This is a genomic window from Nocardia yunnanensis, assembly GCF_003626895.1.
In the GTDB taxonomy this organism is placed as follows: domain Bacteria; phylum Actinomycetota; class Actinomycetes; order Mycobacteriales; family Mycobacteriaceae; genus Nocardia; species Nocardia yunnanensis.
This window is the reverse complement of record NZ_CP032568.1, coordinates 3,453,492-3,471,537: the sequence shown is the minus strand read 5'-3', so window position 1 is coordinate 3,471,537 and position 18,046 is coordinate 3,453,492. Positions and strand designations below refer to the sequence as shown.

18 protein-coding genes are annotated in these 18,046 nt (G+C 65.4%); 6 read left to right on the top strand and 12 right to left on the bottom strand.

Annotation, left to right across the window (positions count from 1 at the left end; all coding sequences use genetic code 11):
* Window positions 1-15 precede the first annotated feature (15 nt).
* The 3 genes from D7D52_RS16080 to D7D52_RS16075 are packed head-to-tail and all read right to left on the bottom strand — an operon-like array spanning window position 16 to window position 1,680.
* Complete coding sequence (locus tag D7D52_RS16080) at window positions 16-852, bottom strand: helix-turn-helix domain-containing protein (RefSeq protein ID WP_120737332.1); 837 nt, start codon at window positions 850-852, stop codon at window positions 16-18.
* A complete protein-coding gene (locus D7D52_RS37780) occupies window positions 849-1,367 on the bottom strand; it encodes a DUF6879 family protein (protein ID WP_162958342.1) in 519 nt (172 codons plus the stop codon). Before D7D52_RS37780 ends, D7D52_RS16080 begins: the two co-directional genes overlap by 4 nt.
* Complete coding sequence (locus tag D7D52_RS16075; RefSeq protein WP_120737331.1) at window positions 1,354-1,680, bottom strand: hypothetical protein; 327 nt, start codon at window positions 1,678-1,680, stop codon at window positions 1,354-1,356. The genes D7D52_RS37780 and D7D52_RS16075 overlap by 14 nt, the downstream gene beginning before the upstream one ends.
* A 209-nt stretch (window positions 1,681-1,889) precedes the next feature.
* Here D7D52_RS16075 and D7D52_RS16070 point away from each other — a divergent pair, with 209 nt between their 5' ends.
* A complete protein-coding gene (locus tag D7D52_RS16070; RefSeq protein ID WP_246023890.1) occupies window positions 1,890-2,423 on the top strand; it encodes a hypothetical protein in 534 nt (177 codons plus the stop codon).
* 294 nt (window positions 2,424-2,717) lie between these two features.
* On the opposite strand, the gene D7D52_RS16065 is transcribed toward D7D52_RS16070, so the two are convergent.
* The 7 genes from D7D52_RS16065 to D7D52_RS16040 form a co-directional block, all read right to left on the bottom strand.
* Complete coding sequence (locus tag D7D52_RS16065; protein WP_246024004.1) at window positions 2,718-4,466, bottom strand: bifunctional DNA primase/polymerase; 1,749 nt, start codon at window positions 4,464-4,466, stop codon at window positions 2,718-2,720.
* Window positions 4,456-6,264: a recombinase family protein gene (locus D7D52_RS16060; protein WP_120744156.1), complete on the bottom strand. Its 1,809-nt coding sequence runs from the start codon at window positions 6,262-6,264 to the stop codon at window positions 4,456-4,458. The genes D7D52_RS16065 and D7D52_RS16060 overlap by 11 nt, the downstream gene beginning before the upstream one ends.
* 187 nt (window positions 6,265-6,451) lie before the next feature.
* Window positions 6,452-7,432 carry a hypothetical protein gene (locus tag D7D52_RS16055; protein ID WP_162958340.1) on the bottom strand — a complete coding sequence of 327 codons (981 nt, stop codon included), beginning with the start codon at window positions 7,430-7,432 and terminating at the stop codon, window positions 6,452-6,454.
* 94 nt (window positions 7,433-7,526) lie between these two features.
* The gene (locus D7D52_RS37775; RefSeq protein ID WP_162958339.1) at window positions 7,527-7,706 is read right to left on the bottom strand and encodes a hypothetical protein; all 180 of its coding nucleotides are present in this window, start codon (window positions 7,704-7,706) and stop codon (window positions 7,527-7,529) included.
* Window positions 7,707-7,831: 125 nt separating this feature from the next.
* Window positions 7,832-8,140: an RskA family anti-sigma factor gene (locus D7D52_RS16050; protein WP_246023889.1), complete on the bottom strand. Its 309-nt coding sequence runs from the start codon at window positions 8,138-8,140 to the stop codon at window positions 7,832-7,834.
* A gap of 1 nt (window position 8,141) precedes the next feature.
* On the bottom strand, window positions 8,142-8,705 hold the full coding sequence (locus D7D52_RS16045; protein WP_120744155.1) for a sigma-70 family RNA polymerase sigma factor: 564 nt from the start codon (window positions 8,703-8,705) through the stop codon (window positions 8,142-8,144).
* Between the two features lie 577 nt (window positions 8,706-9,282).
* Window positions 9,283-9,576: a WhiB family transcriptional regulator gene (locus D7D52_RS16040; RefSeq protein ID WP_033086020.1), complete on the bottom strand. Its 294-nt coding sequence runs from the start codon at window positions 9,574-9,576 to the stop codon at window positions 9,283-9,285.
* A 609-nt stretch (window positions 9,577-10,185) separates the two neighbouring features.
* Here D7D52_RS16040 and D7D52_RS16035 point away from each other — a divergent pair.
* From D7D52_RS16035 to D7D52_RS16025, 3 genes are all read left to right on the top strand, one after another.
* Window positions 10,186-11,142, top strand: coding sequence for a hypothetical protein (locus D7D52_RS16035; RefSeq protein WP_162958338.1), 957 nt, complete (start codon window positions 10,186-10,188; stop codon window positions 11,140-11,142).
* 158 nt (window positions 11,143-11,300) lie between these two features.
* The gene (locus D7D52_RS16030; protein ID WP_120737323.1) at window positions 11,301-11,882 is read left to right on the top strand and encodes a sigma-70 family RNA polymerase sigma factor; all 582 of its coding nucleotides are present in this window, start codon (window positions 11,301-11,303) and stop codon (window positions 11,880-11,882) included.
* Entirely contained in the window at window positions 11,875-12,999 is a 1,125-nt protein-coding gene (locus D7D52_RS16025; protein ID WP_120737321.1) for an anti-sigma-D factor RsdA, read from the top strand. Before D7D52_RS16030 ends, D7D52_RS16025 begins: the two co-directional genes overlap by 8 nt.
* Before the next feature lie 168 nt (window positions 13,000-13,167).
* Here D7D52_RS16025 and D7D52_RS16020 read toward each other — a convergent pair whose 3' ends face one another.
* Window positions 13,168-13,581: a DUF5319 domain-containing protein gene (locus D7D52_RS16020; RefSeq protein ID WP_029923780.1), complete on the bottom strand. Its 414-nt coding sequence runs from the start codon at window positions 13,579-13,581 to the stop codon at window positions 13,168-13,170.
* A 398-nt stretch (window positions 13,582-13,979) separates the two neighbouring features.
* Between D7D52_RS16020 and guaB the strand changes: the two genes are divergently transcribed.
* Window positions 13,980-15,524: an IMP dehydrogenase gene (gene guaB, locus D7D52_RS16015; RefSeq protein ID WP_120737319.1), complete on the top strand. Its 1,545-nt coding sequence runs from the start codon at window positions 13,980-13,982 to the stop codon at window positions 15,522-15,524.
* Window positions 15,525-15,604: 80 nt separating this feature from the next.
* On the top strand, window positions 15,605-16,738 hold the full coding sequence (locus tag D7D52_RS16010) for a GuaB3 family IMP dehydrogenase-related protein (RefSeq protein WP_120737317.1): 1,134 nt from the start codon (window positions 15,605-15,607) through the stop codon (window positions 16,736-16,738).
* A 372-nt stretch (window positions 16,739-17,110) separates the two neighbouring features.
* Here D7D52_RS16010 and D7D52_RS16005 read toward each other — a convergent pair whose 3' ends face one another.
* Entirely contained in the window at window positions 17,111-17,929 is an 819-nt protein-coding gene (locus D7D52_RS16005) for an alpha/beta fold hydrolase (protein ID WP_120737315.1), read from the bottom strand.
* Between the last annotated feature and the right edge of the window lie 117 nt (window positions 17,930-18,046).

Below are 18,046 nucleotides of genomic sequence, written 5' to 3'. Positions count from 1 at the left end.
AGGGAATATATGGGCCTATGGGTCTGAGCCATGTAGGCGCGTTTCGATGGCGCTGTTAATCAACGCCCGCGCTGCATCGCCCTTAGCTGATTGTCCCGCCAGAATCTCAAACGCTCGATCATAGAGTTCCACCTCTCGGGGCTGTGTTACCGACAGCCCCGCTGAGGTTGTTTCAACCTGTACCAAGGTCCGGTCGTACATTAGAAAGTTCACTACCGGAGCCCGGAACACTGCCATTCGGGGAACAATACCCAAAGCCATCCGCGACGAACGCACGTAGGCAATCAATTGTTCGAGCTGCGCCAGCATGATCTGATCATCGCCAACGGTTGTATATAGCGCCTGCTCTGCAATTAGGAAATGGAACCTACGCGGACCCTTTCGGAGTATCTGCTGACGCTCCATCCGCTCTCTGACAGCAGACTCCAGGTCGTCAGGGATTCCGATGAAGTCAATGCATTCCCGCAGTACCGCGGTAGCGTAGTCGCGTGTCTGCAACAGTCCCGGAATGAGGTCCGGGTCATATCCCCTAATGAACTTTGAGCTTGATTCGACCTGCCCAGTCTTCTTCTGGGCGTGAGCTGACTGTATCCGCTTCCACTCTAGGTAGGCGGCTTCCAGATTTCGTACAGACGCAATTAAATCCGGAAGGTGCAGGGGTGCGTTAGTGGCCGCACACCAAATCCGTATGTCCTGCTCGCTCGGGGTCTGTTTCCCGTGCTCGTACCGCGACACCTTCGAGTTGTCCCACCCGGCGATCCTGGCCAATTCCAGGCCCGTCAGGTTGGCTTGCTTTCGGAGTTCACGGAGACGCGCCCCTAGCGTCTCTCGCGCCTGCTGGACATTACTCACTGTTTCGGAGAGTACTCCGCGTGTGGAGTGGCAAGACTCCACACAGTCTCACGAACCGAATTGCAGTATCGGACTATGACCGGATCGGTCGTTACCGCCAATCCGCCGAGATTCCCATCCGTCTTGAATGCCGTGAATGCTACAGCTTCATCATCCAAAGTCCACCAATCATCCGTTGTCAGCTGCCCTGGATCAATCCTGTTTCGGTTAAGCCATCGAACATCTTCACCGGAATCAATATTTATCCGAGTGGTAGCGTGCAAGAAGCGGGTGTAATCGGTGTGTGGTTCGGTCACCACGCGTGCCCGCTGAACGATTACCCCCTTATCGGTGATCTCCTTGATTAGATGTTCCCAGTCAGACCAGGATTCATCGAATGAACCTGATTTCAGGAACTCAGCGAGATCATCCGCTTCATTGTCTACCGCGTATTCATCCTGTGTCTCCAGGTGAAAGGCGCGGTGCTTGCAATTGCGAAGGCGATCGTTGAACTCTTCAATATCAAGAAGCTTCATCGTCGGGCCGGATCTCCTTCGCCTTCGGGACTTCGATGCTCTGCTCGTTGTCGCGGATCTTCATCTGTGCCAGCGTCTTCGGGTCCGTCACGGGTTCCCCGGACAGGTGGAACGTGCCATGTCCAGTGTCCTTCAGAAGCGTCCCGATGCAGCTGCCGCGCTCAAGGTACGCGAGCAGCCCATGAGAGATCTCGATTCGGCTGGGGTCATCGTCTGGCAGCTTCCAGCCGACCAGGACATAGCTTTCATCGGTGGCGTACAGCTGTGGAGAGCCTTGCTTGCGGGTATCGACACCCAGGAAGCGGAGTTGCATCGTGAATCCTTTGCGATAGAGCCGTTTTCACAACAACCTGATGGTGTTCCTTCTCCGCAGGTCAGGTCAACGCTATCGGCTGAATTGCTGCAAAGACCTACAAACCTGTAGCTCAGGACTGCGGCACGTCCCTACGGTCGGACCAGGCACTCAGGGGCGGTGACTATCCCGCTTCTGAGTTGCCGTACCAACGGCGGACAGGGGCAGTCGTGACCGATGAACCAGACGAAGCGGAGGCCACGCCGCGTACGCGGCTGTTCCAGTTCCCGGGCGGCGTACTGGAGCTTCAGAGCCACGGAGACGAATCGGACGATTTCTCCGGGTTCTACCTAGAGATTCACGGACACATCGCGCTCGACGGCCACCAAGACAGAGGGGCGGTAATGCGGTACAAGCCAACGGCACTCGGCTACGTCCGGACCGACGTGTCCGGCATCGCCCAACTCTGGGACGAATCGCAAGTGCGAAACCTCGCCAAACGGTTCGGCTACGATTTCGCCGACATGATCGTCTACGACCCGAAGTCAGGTCGGCCACCATTGGCCAGGCTGAGGGCGCAAGCCACCCGGCTGGACGCTGAGGCGGTCATAGTCCCCAGCCCTGAGCACTTCGAAGGTGGCGAAGTGCCGGGGACGCTGGTGCAGCAACTCGACGTGATCACGGTTTCGCCGGAAGCGACCTACGCCCGGCGGGCGATGCCTCCGCTCAGAGACTTGCCACCCGTCCAGGCGGACGGCGCATAGGCCACTCCGAAGGCTCGGGAAGCTCCGGAAGGGGGTGATCTTTGACCGACTTCAGGACAACGAAGAGCGTTGCTCCACAACGCATATGAACGAAGACCCCCGGCCAACCGCAACCGTGCCGGGGGACTTCAGATCTTGGTGACAACCCCCGAAGGAACCCCCAACCGCAGGAGAGGGCTGGGGGTTCTCCCCTCTTGGGCGACTTGACCCCCGTCCCCCGGTCGTGCGTGCGACGGAGGCCCGTATACCTGAAAGTGGGCCGCACAGGCTTCGAGGGGGAATACCCCCAGGGGGCTAATACCCAAGCTCGTTTGGTTGTCCCATCAGCCGGTATAACTCTTGCTCTTCGTACCAGTCTCGGCGCTCGTCGCCTTCCAACTCCGCCACGATCCTGGCTTGGTCCTGCGCCGACAACTGCTCATCGTCCACCGTGGGCGAAGACTCCCCGTAACCGTCAATGATCCAGTCCCGCAGCTCGTTCGGCTGGTTCGCGAACTCCTCGGACCATCGCTTGGCTTCATCCCGGTAGCGGTTCTCGCGATGGGCACAGACCTCGACTCCGCCAAGACCCAGCGCCAACCTGTCAGCCAACTCCGTAGCGTTGGCAGCCGGGATGTAAGCCCCGTCGATCTTTGCTAGGAGGTACACCTCGGTCAGACGGCCCAATGTCCTCTTGACCGAGTCCTGCCTAGAACCAACGTAATCCGACAGTGCTCGGGCTGTGGTCAGCCCAGCACACACCAGATCGAACAACTGACCATGACGACCATCCAGCCCAAGCCCCTTATCGGTCTTGGGCACACTCCAAACCATGTGAAGGGGATCAACCCCTTCGCAAGTATTCCCGGTATAGATGTTCTCCCTTACTAATGGGGGGAGCATGTGTGTGTTGGTGTCGTCCGGCAACAGCTGTGGACGACGAACATGGAATCGCTCCAGCGGCAACACTTCCAACCGCCCAGCGTCCTCCAGCCGCTTCAACGACGCCTCTACCGTCTCCTCGGATACCCCTGCACGGATGGCGAGCTTCCGCTTGCCCAGACCGGTATCCGTCCGGCCCTGCTCCAGGCAGGCACCGATCACGGCGAGGAACACCCTCCGGTCCGATGGCCCCGATTGTCCGGGCCACGGCGCGTACCGTGCCCACGTTCGCATCCGATCCAACGAATCGACCGCTAACGGCCCCAACCCGAGACGGCCGCCATCCTCTACCGCAGCGCGCCGAATCGCCGATCGGACAGCCGACTTCACCCAACGCGGTTCCACACCGCCAGATTGCTCATAGGCCGTCGTAAGAACCGTCTCCGGGTCCTCGCCAAGGACGGCACACAATCGCACAGCAGGAATCGCGTACTGAGTGAACACGTCGTTGCGCTGCCCGTCGCCAGCGGCAGCGATCCGCGCAAGCAACCCGTCCAATCTCGTTCGGGCTTCAGCGGGATCAACGTCGGCCGTTGCTGGTTCGGCCGACTCCACGACAACCCGACCTTCCACCGCCGCCAGCAACTCAGGTGTTGGCGGATACAGCGAAATGTCCCGCACCACTTCGTATGTCCGCATCACACCGTCAGCACCCCGGGCGCGTGATCCCGGCAGCATCGCGAACGCTGCAACCTCAATCATTGGAGTGCCCTTGGCATTCCGGACCAGCACCTTGGGACCGATGGTGAATCCATCCGGCAAGGCGTAAACCAGTTGCAACCCGAGCCGCCCGTGTTCATCCGGCGAGACGGTCTGAACCGTTCTCGTCAGGGTGCTACCGGGAAACCACTCGGCCATGACATCGAGCGAACCCCCGTTCTTTGCATCGATGTCCACGACCAGGAGACTGCCGGTGCCGTTTCGGAGTGCGGCGTTCCCGCACAACTCATCCCGTCGAGTCCGGGAATCCTCAGCGGTCCATTCTCCTGATCCCTTGCGGATCTGCTTCGTGCCCGTTCGGCACGGGACCACCGTGCAGCCACGATCCAGGTAGAAATCCAGGTGAGCGGACGTGCCGCTTGTCGCTTGCTCTTTCACAGCGGCTAACCCCTCAGTCCTCATCCCAATCATCTGGCCCATACATGAACTCATCTGCGATCTTGTCCCGGATCAGCTCCCGCCGCTCCTCTGCGGCGGCCAACAACGCCTCCGACGTGAGAACCCACACACCCTCGACCGGCTGAAGCCATGTGAACCCCTCTTCCGGGGTCGGCAACTCCCCACCGTTGTCGCCGACCACCAGCGCACGAATCCCGTTCTCGGTCATCACACGGAACCGCTCCGCCGCTTGCCGGGCGGTCGGCCCCGGCTTCAATCCGGCCGTCAGGTCGTTCAGGTTCCCCAGGTCGATGTACAGCCCCTTGGCTTCGCGGCTGTACCACGCTCGCACACCCATCGACCTGAGCCAGATGTTTCGACCCACGACATCCTGGCGTCCCCACCAATCGCTGAACAGTTCCCCAGTGGGAAGCCATGTCCAGCCAGCGGGTTTCACCTCCTCAGCGGACAATTGGGCCTGTCTGTCGGCCAGTCCGGCGATCCTTGCATCCAACTTGGCGCGCTGTGGCGTGCCCGCTCGAAATGCGCCTACACCCAGTTGGCTTGTCAGGTCCGTCAGTTCGTCGTTGATGTTGGCGAGTTCGGCTGAATAGTCCTGGCCCGCGTCCCAGGTGCGTTCTAGCCGCTCGGATGATCCGAGCAGGGCCAGAATGGCTTGCTCGACCGCCGTATCGGACTTGTCGGCCCGAATCGTACGGTTGCCGCACTTGAATGCTCTGGTCATCGTCCGGCATCGGTACCGGGGAAACTGACTGTGGCTGCCACCGTTGAACCTGTACACGATCTCGCCACAGGTTCCCGGGCAATCAGCAGGGCACTCGGCACCTTGTTGCTTGTGCGAGCACGGATTTCCGCAGTAGATGACCCCCAGCAGCAGCGAACTGGTGCGCTTGTTCGGCTCACCTCGTTTCGACCTGCTGGACAGCTCGACCGCTACCCGATCGAATATCTCGCGGGACAAGATCGGCTCGGACCGGACCACCGGCGAGCCGTCATCGTTGCGGACAGCGGCTCCGCCCGAAACCGCGTGTCCGAGCATGGTTTCGCTGAGCAGAGATCGTTTCAGCTGGGTCACGCTCCATTGACGGTCTTGGATGCCGCGTCCCCGGAGCTTGGCGAAGTTGTCCTTGGGCGTCAGGATGCCGCGCCGAGTCAGATCGTGGGCGATCCTCTGTAGCGGTTCTCCCTCGATCACACGGCGTGCAACCTCGTTGATGATGTTCGCTTGATCCTTGTCCCGTACCAGTCGCCACTCTCCGGTGGCGTCGCTTGGAACGTATCCCCATGGCGGCGTCGATCCCCGGTAACGGCCTGCCTTGATGTTGTGGCGGGCGGCGGATGCATTGCGTTCGGAGATCCCTGCTAGTTCCATCTCGGCAACGGTGCCGATCAGAGCAATCAAGACGGCGGAGAACGGCAACGATGTATCAAAGTGTGGTTCGGTGGCCGAAACCACCAGTCTGTCTTGGTCTTCGGCCCATGCCACCAGTTTCTGTAGGTGGCGAACTGATCTTGTCAGTCGGTCCACTCGGTATACGACGATGACCTCGTACGGCACAGGGTTGCCGTCGTCGTCCAGTTGTTCACCATGTAGCCAGCGCGCTAGGTGCGGGCGCTTCTTACGGTCGAACGGGTCAACAGCACCGGATACGTCCAGATCTTCGGCGATGCCGACGATTTCATACCCGCGCTGCTCGCAGAGTTTGCGACATTCGGCCAGCTGGCGTTCGGGTGAGGTGGTGGTCTCGGTGACCTTGCTCAGTCTGATTACGATGAGTGCCCGTTGAAGAGACTCGGGCATATTGGACAATCTGGACACGGCTTACATCCAACACCACCGAGTCCGCGGTCGTCGACAAGCCGGTCGAAGAGGCCGCCGACGCGCACCACGGGCACTCGCACTGAGTTCGCCCGCGGCCGTGCCCGGCTGACGTGAACGAGGCCCCCGGACGGGAAAACGTCCGGGGGCCTCGTTTTTCGCGCGCGGGTCAGGCGAGGCCGCAGCGGGACAGCAGGGCCGCGGCCTCGGCGGAGTCGAACTCGTGGGTCAGCTCGACCGAGGACGCCAGGGCCTCGTGCAGCACGCCGTACATGTTCGACGGCCGCCAGTTGAAGTGAATTCCCTTGGGGGCCACGGTGAGCAGCGGCTTGCCATCGAGAGTGGGCAGTTCCGAAGGGGATCCGGAGCCGGGCATGAAGCCGACGCCCGGATAGGCGAAATGGAAGCGCTGATGGTCCATGAGCGTTGCGGCGGCGGCATGGTCTTCGCGGGTGAGACGGTCGTTGCGGGCGTAGCGCACGGCCGCCGGATCGACGGGCTCCGCGTCCAGATAGCCGGGGCCCGCGTGCCGCAGCAGGGCGTCCTGGAGCAGCGCGTAGCAGTGGTAGAGCCGATCGCGCACCCCGATCAGGCGAAACTCGAAGGCGCGCCGGTTCTTCGGATCCAGCACCAGCAGTTCGACATCGTCGTGCAGGGTGAACATCTCGCGCAGCCAGAACGGGACGAGTTCGTCCTCCTCCAGCTGATCGAGCCGGTCCATGATCGCGGGTCGCTCGCGCCAGCGCTTGCGGGTCTCCTTGGAGCGGCTGAGCATGGTCATCGCGGCCGGGAGGCTCAATTGCCCTGCGGCCCGGGTGAGTTCATCCGGTTTCTCGGCGAGGGCGTCCAATTGCCGCGTGAGCAGTTCCAGCGTGGCGTCGATCGCCGCGCCCGGATCGGCCCCGCGCTCGACCATGGTCCCGCACAGCAGCGCCAGCAGCGCGGTGTGGAACAGATCCCCGCCCGGCATCAGATTCCGCAGCGACACCACCCCCGCGGTCAGCTCCGCAGCCGTGGCCCCCGACTGCACCTCGGCGAGCTCCGCGCGCACGTCCTCGGGTAGCCAGATCCCGTGCCCGGAGGCGAAGTGTTCGATCTCGGCGGCACCGGTTTCCGCCTGGCTGAATTCCCGCAGCGCGCGCATGTCCATGAAGCCCAACCCCCGAGTGGATCCCGTCCGCCGCACGCTATCAGCCCGAACCCTGAGCCTCGCTGAGAGTTTCCTGATCTTGTTCGGAGCGCGCTCAGCGGGTGGGCCGGGGTCCGGCGGGGTCCAGCGGCGCGGTGACGGCGGGCACGGGCGTCGCCGGTGACTCGTCGGTGCGCACCGGTGTCCCGGAGAGGTAGAACGCGGCCAGGCCGGCGAGGGTGAGGGTGAGCACGGCGAGTCCGCCGAGGGTGAGGCGAAGGTACATGCGAAGCATGCCGGAGGATCCGTTCCTGGGGTGCCGGGAGTCGTTACCGGCAAAGCTCGCAGCCGAAACCGGTCAGGCGACCTGAATCGGCGGCAAGCAAAGCGGGCCAGACGGGCTGACCGGATGATCGTGCGTCAATCGTGAACGGTGCTGGGGGAGCGGCCGTTCCCGTGGTGCAGGTTCGGGTGGGAATGGTGATTCGGCGCTGCCGGGTCTGTGGCTATCGCGGCAAGAAGGCGGTCGCGCAGGGCGGGCGGTGGCGGCACCGCCACCGTCGACGCGGCCAGGGCGAGCGCTTCTCGGGTCTGCTGCACTTCCTGGGTGAAGGCGGCGCGCAGTACCGAATCGTCGGTATCTAAAATTTCCGCTACTGCGCGCTGATCTTCGTGGCCGATCGATCCGAGCGCGACAGTGTGCGCGAGATCGATCTGGCTTTCGTTCATCTCACGTCACTCCCAAACTTTTCTTGAGTCGTGTCAGTCCATCCCGTATACGGGACTTAACGGTCGGTAATCCTACGCCCAAATACGCCGCTACCTCGGCATATGTGCGCCCACCGAAGTAGGCGAGGGAGATGGCTTCCCGTTGCGTCTCCGTCAACGTGGCCAGCCCGGCGAGAACCGCCTGCTGCTCCAGCCGCCGTCCGACTTCTTCGGTGACTTCATCGAATTCGTTACCCAGAGTGCTGGTGCCGTAGGCGACTTCGCGCAATGCGTGCGCCTGCTCGGCACGGACCCGGTCGACCGCGCGCCGATGGGCCAGCGTCATCAACCAGGTGACCGCCGAGCCCTTGGTGGGGTCGAAATTGGATGCCGTGCGCCAGATCTGGAGATAGACCTCCTGGGTCGTCTCCTCCGCGTATCCCGGATCGTGTAGCACGCGTAGGACCAGGCCGAACACTCGCGCGCTGGTGCGGTCGTACAGCTCGGCGAACGCCTGCTGATCCGACTGCCCGCAACGCTGGAGTAGTGCGGCGAGTTCGAGACTTTCGGCTGCGCGCGCCGTCACCGCAGAGTCGAGGCTGCGTCCGTCCCTGGAACTCTGGAACGAGTCGCCCTCTGCGGCAGGCGGCCGCGTTGTCACAACGCTCCGTTCTGTGTCATCGGCCACGAGGGTAGCGTGCCGCTATAACCTCCTCTCGGGTGGGGGTATCGGCAAAGCGACTGTGGCACAGCAATTTTCCGTTTTGCACCGAAACGCCGCAATCGTGACATGGCAGACACGCCGTGACGCGCCAGGCAACCACCGACCTCACTGAACGGTGCCGGGTGTTTGCTAGACATTCGGAACACCGGCACCGCCGGATGGGAAAAATCTCGAGCTCACCCCGCCGCCCGCACCAACGACACCGCTGGTGAACACCAGTCACGCGGGTTTGCTCGCGCGCACCGCCGAGCCTCCGCCGCCCCTTGATCATCCGACCACTCTCACCGCGGCCCGCCGCGACTCGAATCCCCTCCGGCTATGCCCGAATCCGCGTCAACCCCACTGGCCACCGAGTCCTCCTCACGAGGACCCATGAGCAAGCCTCGGGGGCCTGTGGGAAGGGGTTTCAGGAGATGCCTCCGACAGCCGCGAAAGTTGCTCAGGCGACTACGCGCCGGCGATTGCGGCGGGCGTGGAGTTCGCGCTCAGTCTCGGACATGCCGCCCCAGATGCCGTAGGGCTCACTGACCTTCAACGCGTGCGAGCGGCAGTGCAGCAGCACCGGGCAGGCCTTGCAGATCTCCTTGGCGCGGAGCTCGCGCTGCGCACGGGCCCGGCCCCGCTCGCCGTCCGGGTGGAAGAACACCGATGAGTCCTGGCCGCGGCAGGATCCGCGCATCTGCCAATCCCATACGTCGGCGTTCGGACCAGGGAGGTGGGTTGGCATAGGCATGTGAACTCCTCTTGGTGCGAGCTCGTCGGCATTGTCGAGCGGTGCTGGTGGCAAACAGGTGGCCGCATCGCCGTGGCCCGGCGATCGCACTTCGTCGGTAGCGCAATTCAGCGCGACACCAACGATGGCGATGACGTACGTTAGGTCGCACAACGAATTCGAGTCAATAGCTTCATTCGACTCGAGCCGAATACTGGGACATTAGAGAATTAACATCATCGCTATTTACAAAGTGGCCCGCGTGTGGTGATACTGATCGGTTGCCCAAGAGTGTGACCAGCCCGTGATAGCCCATCCGAGTGGCCGAAGCGCCTGGTGGCGATGGATTTTCGGCTCGCAATACCTGTCACGCGATCTATGCAAGCATCGCAATCAGAGTGATCTCAGCCATTGGACAACGCGCGCTGAGTAGGGTAGAGATGGCCGCTTCGAGGCGCTCAGGTTAATAGCGCGAAACGCTATACGAATTCCTTACGGGCGTGCTGGGCGATAGCGAGAACAGATTTACGGAGTGGAAACACAAAGACCCTTGTGAATGCTGACCGGTTGCTGGCGAGTTGTGATATGGCACCTGCCCTCACTTGGTCCCGCGCTGGTTAGAGTGCGACTGTGCCTGTGCCCGAAGTGAACTCCGAACTCGCCGCCGCCGCCTTCGGCGCCACCCCCGAACGCGCTGCCACCGGGTTGCCGGTCGCGGCCGACGCGGGCGAATCCTGGCTGCGGGCCGTCGCGCTCGGTGGCGTCGGCCACTACGCCGCCGCCCGCGCCGAACTCGCCCGCCTCCGTCGAGTCACCACCGACCCGGCCCTGCTCTCGCTGACGCACAGCACCGAGGGCTCCCTGCTGCGCCAGCTCGGATGGCATGCGGCCGCCGCCGTCGCCGACGGCCGGGCCGCCGCCCTGGTGCTGCCCACGGCCGGCGGCCGTACCCCGGTGCCGGCGGTGACCCCGGCCGAGATCCGGCACGCCGAAGCCGTTTGCGATGCGTTGACCGGTCTCGCCGCCGATGCCCTGGGCACCCTGCGCCCGGCGCTTGCTGCCCGGCTGCTGAATCGTTGCCGCACGTATCTCGACGTTCACCTGGCCGGTGTCGAAACCGCGTGGCGGCCGCGCCTGCGGCTGCACTGGGTGTCTGCCGAGACGGCGCTGTCGGCCCCCGGCGCCGGGCTGATCACCGCACCGCCCGCCGGCTCCGTCGAACCCCCCTCGACGGACCCGGCCGACCCGGCGCGGGCGCACGCGGCCGCCGCGGTCGCCCTCGCCGAACGCTCACCCTCGCTGCGGCATCTGGTGAAATCCCGGCTATTGCTGGCCGCCGCGAACGCCGCCGCCGGCGATCTCGATCGATCCCGTGCGCTCGCAATCGAAGTCGATCGCGACTGCCGCGACCACGACCTGTTGCCCCTGCGCTGGGCCTGCGCCATGCTCCGCTCCGGGGTCGAACCCGGCGGTGACGGTGCGCGGGACGCCGCGGCGTGCGCGCGGTTGCTGGCAACTCGCGGTGGGCGATTGCGTTCGGCCAGCGAGGTTCTCGGCCCTCCTCGAGAGTCCGCACGCCGTCCCTGAGCGCCCCCGGGGACTTCCCTGAGTCGTCCCCGAGAAGGACCCCGTAACGCCTGGCATCAATGAGCCAGCCGCTATTGTTGGACCGTTCCGCCCCTCCGCGGAAGCACGGGCCCTCCCGCCGCCGTGCCCTCTCGTAAACGCCAGGAACAGCTCTGACGATGAACAACACGGGTGAGGAGTTGGATCCCGCAGTCGTCGCTGCCGCAGCGCAGGGCGACCGGGCGGCCCTTTCCCACGTACTGGAGAGTATCCGCCCCCTTGTGGTGCGGTATTGCCGCGCGCGCATCGGATCGGCCGAACGTGGCCAGCTCTCCGCTGACGACGTCGCGCAGGAGGTTTGTCTGGCGGTCATGACCGCCCTCCCCCGGTATCAGGATCAGGGTCGGCCGTTCATGGCTTTCGTCTACGGCATCGCCTCGCACAAGGTCGCAGACGCCCACAGAAATTCCGCCCGTAACAAGGCGGACGCCATGGCCGAAGTACCGGATGTCATATCCACCGACCAGGGGCCGGAGCAGCGCGCTCTCGAATCCGAAACGAGCCGGCAGATGAACGCTCTGCTGGCGACATTGCCGGAGAAGCATCGGGAGATCCTGATCCTGCGCTTGGTCATGGGTTTGTCGGCTGAAGAAACTGCAGTCGCGGTGGGCAGTACCGCGGGTGCTATACGAGTCGCCCAGCACCGGGCACTCGCGAAACTCAAGTCTCAAGTGGCGAGGGCAGGTGAAATGTATGGCTAGGGATGGCGAGCGCGGTCGGGGCGACTTCAAGGCGCGACCTGGATCGCAGAACAGCGGTCCCTACGCCGAGGCGTCCGGTGATACCGGGCCGGTGGACATTGCCGCGGTGCGCCGCGACGATGCGCTGATCGACGCCATCTCCGGTGATGGTCCCGTGCAGACGGGCAGTTCGGAGGAGTATCAGCTCGCGGCTCTGCTGGCGGACTGGCGTGCGGAGATCATGGCCGAGCCATTGCCGGCCGGGCCGGACCTGGATGCCATTGTCGCAGCGGTCAATCAGGAGATCGGCGCCCGGCAGGCGCGGATCGGCGCATCGAACCGTGGGCGACTACGGCTGGTGCGCCCGCTCCTGGGCGCCGCGGCGGCCATGGCACTGGTCATCGGCGGTCTGACGGCTTTCTCCTACAACGCGGCGCCCGGTGATCCGCTGTGGCGGATGAAAGAGGTCGTGTTCAGCGAGCAGGCGCAGTCGACGGTCGTTTCGCGCGCCGACGACAGCCTCGAGCAGGCTCAGCAGCTGCTGGCGCAGAACAAGCCCGAAGAGGCGAAGAAGGCGCTGGAGAAGGCGGCGGACAACGCGGCGCAGGTGAACGATTCCGGCAAGAAGGACGGTCTGACCGACCGCTGGCAGCAGCTGTTCACGCAGTTGCAGCAGGTGGCCCCGGACATCGCGACCACGATCCAGTCGCTCGCGCCGACCACCGTCAAGGTGCCGGTCACGACGACCTCGAATGTGCCGGTGCCGCCGGTCGGGCCGAGCCCGGACGGCACACCGTCCACTTCCGTCGATCCGCGGGCGGCGGCCACGAATCCGGAGACGAATCCGTCCACGGGGGGCGGGGTTTCGACGCCGCCGACCGTGCCGCCGGTGACAACGCTTCCGGCGCAACCGTCTTCGGAGCCGACCGAGCCGGCCAACCCGCCGACCGGTGGCGCGGGCAGCACTTCGACGGTCGTCGTGGTGCCGACGGTGGGCGAGCCCGGCGGTGCGCCCACCGGCGGCGCTACCCAGCCGCCGGCGGGGAAGCCGTCGGCGGTGCCGGTCGTGCCGACCACGATCGTGCTGCCGACCGGTGGCGCGGTGGCGCCACCGGGTTCGATTCCGGGGACGCACTGATGTCCGGAACGCGGATGTCCGGAACACGCTGAGCTGAGCAGCTACACCCGATCGCCCTGCGGCGGTCGGTTTTTCGCGAAGAGCGCACGCTCCGAACCGAACACGACGACCGAACACGATGAACGAAAAAGGGCCTGCATCCTCGGGATGCAGGCCCTTTTCGATGAATCAGACGTCGAACCCGTCGAATCCGTCGCCGTGCAACGCCTCGTTCATGGAGGCGTCCGCGTAGCCCCGGCAGTAGTCCCAAGTGACGTACGCCTCGGGCGTCGGATCGTAGGCGGGCTCGTGCGGGCGCACCGTGCCGTCCACCAGTAGCTGGAGGAGGTTGGCGCGCAACATGTCCCAGTCGTGGTAGTGGTCCTGTCGACAGTCCTCGCAGCTGACCACGAGACCGCGGATGCCGCGGTGGGCCAGCAGTGCCTCATATACCGCGAGGTCGGCGAGATCCTCTTCGACGGCTAGGCGCTCGTGAGGATCCAGCGGCTCCCCCGGCTCGATGGCATCGAGCGCGGCCGACGGGTCGGAGGGATCTCCGGCGAATGGATCCGGCGGCAAGCCAGGTGGTAGATGGTCACGCACAGTCCCACGGTACGCAGAACCACCCCTTGTGCGCCAGCGCTGAAGGGGATTTGCCCTCACTTCGCTGGTGGCGCTCGGCCTATCATGCCCTCCGCTTCGCTCCGGGCTGGTTCGCGGCCCTGAAGTCTCGATTCTTCCCTCCCTCCGCTCCTCCGCTTCGCTCCCCCGCTCCGCTCAGTCCAGAATCGAGACGGCCGCGAACCTGCGGCCGTGGCCTCCGACACACTAGCTGCTCACTGCGCACTTTGGCAGGTCGGCCGCGGGTGCGGTGTGGAATTCGCGTGCGGATACCATGGTTGACCAAAGGCCGGGTAGCAAACGCCGGCATTGCCATTCATCACGCGTCCGCCGGTGCCCGGTCCGGTGGACGATGCCGAGGCCAGGAGGGGTCGATCCGAATGAGCAGTCCCGTGACGGGCGAACGTAACGATGGCCGCCCCCGTACGGGCGGAGATGATCCCGACAAGATCGCCATGCTCGGTCTGACCTTCGACGATGTGCTGCTGCTGCCCGCGGCCTCGGATCTGATCCCGAGCTCTGTCGATACTTCCAGCAAGCTGACCCGTGACATCTCGCTGCGCACCCCGCTGGTGAGTTCCGCCATGGATACGGTGACCGAGGCGCGCATGGCCATCGCCATGGCCCGCGCGGGCGGAATGGGTGTGCTGCACCGCAATCTGTCGGTGGAGGCGCAGGCGGCGCAGGCCGAGACGGTGAAGCGGTCCGAGGCGGGGATGGTGACCGATCCGGTGACCTGTCGTCCCGACGACACGCTGGCCGAGGTGGACGCCATGTGCGCCCGCTTCCGTATTTCCGGTCTGCCCGTGGTGGACGACAGAGGCATTCTGATCGGCATCATCACCAATCGCGATATGCGTTTCGAGGTGGATCAGGACCGGCACGTCTCCGAGGTGATGACCCCGGCGCCGCTGATCACCGCCCAGGAGGGCGTCACCGCCGAGGCCGCGCTGGGTCTGCTGCGCCGCCACAAGATCGAGAAGCTGCCGATCGTGGACGGTTCGGGCAAGCTGCGCGGGCTGATCACCGTCAAGGACTTCGTCAAGACCGAGCAGTACCCGAACGCCACCAAGGACCGCGACGGGCGACTGCTCGTCGGCGCGGCCGTCGGTGTCGGCGAGGACGCGTGGGCGCGGGCCATGACCCTGGCCGAGGTCGGCGTGGACGTGCTCATCGTGGACACCGCGCACGGGCATCAGTCGGGCGTGCTGCAGATGGTCTCCAAGGTCAAGGCCGAGGTCGGCGACCGGGTGCAGATCGTCGGCGGCAATGTCGCGACGCGCGCGGGTGCGCTGGCGCTGGTCGAGGCGGGCGTGGACGCGGTGAAGGTGGGTGTGGGCCCCGGCTCCATCTGCACCACCCGCGTGGTCGCCGGTGTCGGCGCGCCGCAGATCACCGCGATTCTCGAGGCGACCGCCGCGTGCAAGCCGCACGGGGTGCCGGTCATCGCCGACGGCGGCGTGCAGTACTCGGGTGATATCGCCAAGGCGATCGCCGCGGGCGCCTCGACCGTGATGCTGGGTTCGCTGCTGGCCGGTACCGCCGAGTCGCCGGGTGATCTGATCCTGGTGGGCGGCAAGCAGTTCAAGAGCTACCGCGGCATGGGTTCGCTGGGCGCCATGCAGGGGCGTGGCGAGGCCAAGTCCTACTCCAAGGACCGCTACTTCCAGGACGACGTGCTCTCGGAGAAGAAGCTGGTGCCCGAGGGCATCGAGGGCCGGGTGCCGTTCCGCGGCCCGCTGGATCAGGTGATCCACCAGCTGGTCGGCGGTCTTCGCGCGGCCATGGGTTACACCGGCGCGCAGACCATTCCGGATCTGCAGGCGGCGCAGTTCGTGCAGATCACGGCGGCGGGTCTGAAGGAGTCGCACCCGCACGACATCACCATGACCGTCGAGGCTCCCAACTACACCACTCGTTCGTAGCTGGACCGAACCGGTTCGCGCAAGTGCCGCGGACCGGTTTTGTCATGTCTGGCAATCGAACCCGAAAGGAATGAACAACGATGCGCGATATGGTCGAGATCGGCATGGGCCGGACGGCTCGGCGCACCTACGAGCTGGACGATATCGACATCGTGCCCTCGCGGCGGACCCGCTCGTCCAAGCAGGTGTCGCTGGCGTGGCAGCTGGACGCCTACCGCTTCGAGATCCCCTTCCTGGCGCATCCGACCGATGCGCTGGTGTCGCCGTCGTTCGCCATCGAGCTGGGCAAGGCCGGCGGGCTGGGCGTCATCAACGGCGAGGGCCTGTGGGCCCGGCACGCCGATGTGGACGCCCGGATCCAGCAGCTGATCGCGGTCGGTGAGAAGGAGGGCACCGAAGCGGCGGTGGCGCTGCTGCAGGAACTGCACGCCGCGCCGATGCAGCCGGATCTGCTGGCGGCCGCGGTCGCGCAGGTGCGCGCGGCCGGTGTCACCACCGCGGTGCGGGTCAGCCCGCAGAACGCGCGGACGCTGACGCCCGCGCTCGTGCAGGCCGGCATCGATCTGCTGGTGGTGCACGGCACCATCATCTCCGCCGAGCACGTGGGCGACGGAGAACCGTTGAACCTCAAGACCTTCATCGCCGAGCTGGATGTGCCGGTGGTCGCGGGCGGCGTGTCCGATCACCGCACCGCGCTGCACCTCATGCGCACCGGCGCGGCGGGCGTCATCGTCGGCTACGGCTCGATGCAGGGCGCGACCACCACCGGTGAGGTGCTCGGCATCGGCGTGCCGATGGCCACCGCCATCGCCGACGCCGCCGCGGCGCGTCGCGACTACCTCGACGAGACCGGCGGCCGGTACGTGCACGTCATCGCCGACGGCGAGACGCTGAGCTCCGGGCACATCGCCAAGGCGATCGCCTGCGGTGCGGACGCGGTCATGCTGGGCGTGCCGCTGGCCATGGCGCAGGAGACCCCCGGCCACGGCTGGTACTGGCCCTCGGCCGCCGCTCACCCGTCGGTGCCGCGCGGCGCGGTGCTGCCGTACGCCATCGAGGAGGAGCGCGTGCCGCTGGCCCAGGTCCTCAACGGCCCCTCCAACGATCCGTTCGGCTCGCTGAACCTCGTTGGCGGCCTGCGTCGTTCGATGGCCAAGACCGGCTACTGCGACCTCAAGGAATTCCAAAAGGTCGGTTTGAACGTCCGCGGGTAGAACGAAGCGCACCTCGCGCCCCGGCCCATTCACACGAATGGGCCAGGGCGCGAGTCGTTTCAGGGCGCGAGTCGTTTCCGGCGCCTGCCGACTCGGCCGGGTCGCCGCCTCCGTCATTCCGGCGCGCTTTTGGCCGGAATCCACACGAACAGCGGATGTGTTGCGGGCGTTGGATCCCGGCCAAAAGCATGCCGGGATGACTGGGCCGGTCGGGTCGGGGCTCGGTCGGGTCGGGGCTCGGTCGGGACGGGGGCTTGGTCGGGTCGGGGCTTGGTCGGGTCGGGGCTTGGTCGGGTCGGGGCTTGGTCGGGTCGGGGCTTGGTCGGGACGGGGGCTTGGTCGGGTCGGGGTTCGGTCGGGTCGACGGAATCGTCAGCGGCGCAGGCCGGTTTGGGGGGTGGAGCGCGAAATCGCCAGGTCGCGGAGGAACTCTCGGATGGCGGTGTTCACCGCTACCGGGTGGGTCATGTTCACCGTTTGGCGGGCGCCGTCGATTTCGAGGTAACGGGCGTCGGGGAGGCGGTCGGCCAACTCGCGGGCGTGGGCGCGGGGGACGCCGGAGCGGGTGGGGTGGATGACCAAAGTGGGACAGGTGATTTCGGGTAGTCGGTCCAGGACGGAGTCGCGGCCCAGGAGGGCGCCGGCGGCCACCTCGGTGGCGTTGGGGTCGCGGGCGAGCCAGCGTTTAACCCAGACGGCGCGATACCAGTCGTCGTCGCCGATGAGGAACCGGGCCAGGTGTTCGGCGAGTGCCGGACGCGGGCCGTCTTCGTACCATTTGTCCAAAAACCTGCGGGCATTGGTGAGTTCGGCCGGCGTCGGCTCGTGTGCCTCACTGCTGAGCAGGATGAGGGCGGCGACGCGGTCGGGGGCCAGCAGCGCGGTGCGCAGGGCGATGAAGCCGCCCTGCGAGATCCCGCCCACCACGGCGCGTTCCACGCCGAGCTGATCCAAGACGGTCAGCGCGTCCCGGGCGGAGGTCCAGTACGTGAACGGCAGCCCCTCGTCGCGGGTGCGGCCGTGCCCGCGCGCGTCCCAGGTCACGATTCGGAACTCCGGAGTCAGCGCCGCCTGCTGCGACGCGAACATCGTTCGGTCCATGAGGAATTCGTGCCCCAGCAACACCACCGGACCCTCGCCCCCGCTGTCCTCGTAGTGGATCTCGGCATCGATCGCACGGGCGAATGGCACGAGGTAGAGGATAGCCAGCGCGGCCGACAAACTGCCGCGCTTTCCCGCTCCCCCGCCACACGGGGTGCCGCCTGCCCCTCCTCCCCGACCTGTCAGCGCGGTTGAAAGCCGCCGACG

Coding starts and splice junctions, on each gene's coding strand:
- D7D52_RS37780 (WP_162958342.1), bottom strand. CDS start 1,367: ATGAAGCTTCTTGATATTGAAGAGTTCAACGATCGCCTTCGCAATTGC.
- D7D52_RS16075 (WP_120737331.1), bottom strand. CDS start 1,680: ATGCAACTCCGCTTCCTGGGTGTCGATACCCGCAAGCAAGGCTCTCCA.
- D7D52_RS16065 (WP_246024004.1), bottom strand. CDS start 4,466: ATGAGGACTGAGGGGTTAGCCGCTGTGAAAGAGCAAGCGACAAGCGGC.
- D7D52_RS16060 (WP_120744156.1), bottom strand. CDS start 6,264: ATGCCCGAGTCTCTTCAACGGGCACTCATCGTAATCAGACTGAGCAAG.
- D7D52_RS16055 (WP_162958340.1), bottom strand. CDS start 7,432: ATGGACATGCGCGCGCTGCGGGAATTCAGCCAGGCGGAAACCGGTGCC.
- D7D52_RS37775 (WP_162958339.1), bottom strand. CDS start 7,706: ATGCTTCGCATGTACCTTCGCCTCACCCTCGGCGGACTCGCCGTGCTC.
- D7D52_RS16050 (WP_246023889.1), bottom strand. CDS start 8,140: ATGAACGAAAGCCAGATCGATCTCGCGCACACTGTCGCGCTCGGATCG.
- D7D52_RS16040 (WP_033086020.1), bottom strand. CDS start 9,576: ATGCCTATGCCAACCCACCTCCCTGGTCCGAACGCCGACGTATGGGAT.
- D7D52_RS16030 (WP_120737323.1), top strand. CDS start 11,301: ATGAACAACACGGGTGAGGAGTTGGATCCCGCAGTCGTCGCTGCCGCA.
- D7D52_RS16025 (WP_120737321.1), top strand. CDS start 11,875: ATGGCTAGGGATGGCGAGCGCGGTCGGGGCGACTTCAAGGCGCGACCT.
- guaB (WP_120737319.1), top strand. CDS start 13,980: ATGAGCAGTCCCGTGACGGGCGAACGTAACGATGGCCGCCCCCGTACG.
- D7D52_RS16010 (WP_120737317.1), top strand. CDS start 15,605: ATGCGCGATATGGTCGAGATCGGCATGGGCCGGACGGCTCGGCGCACC.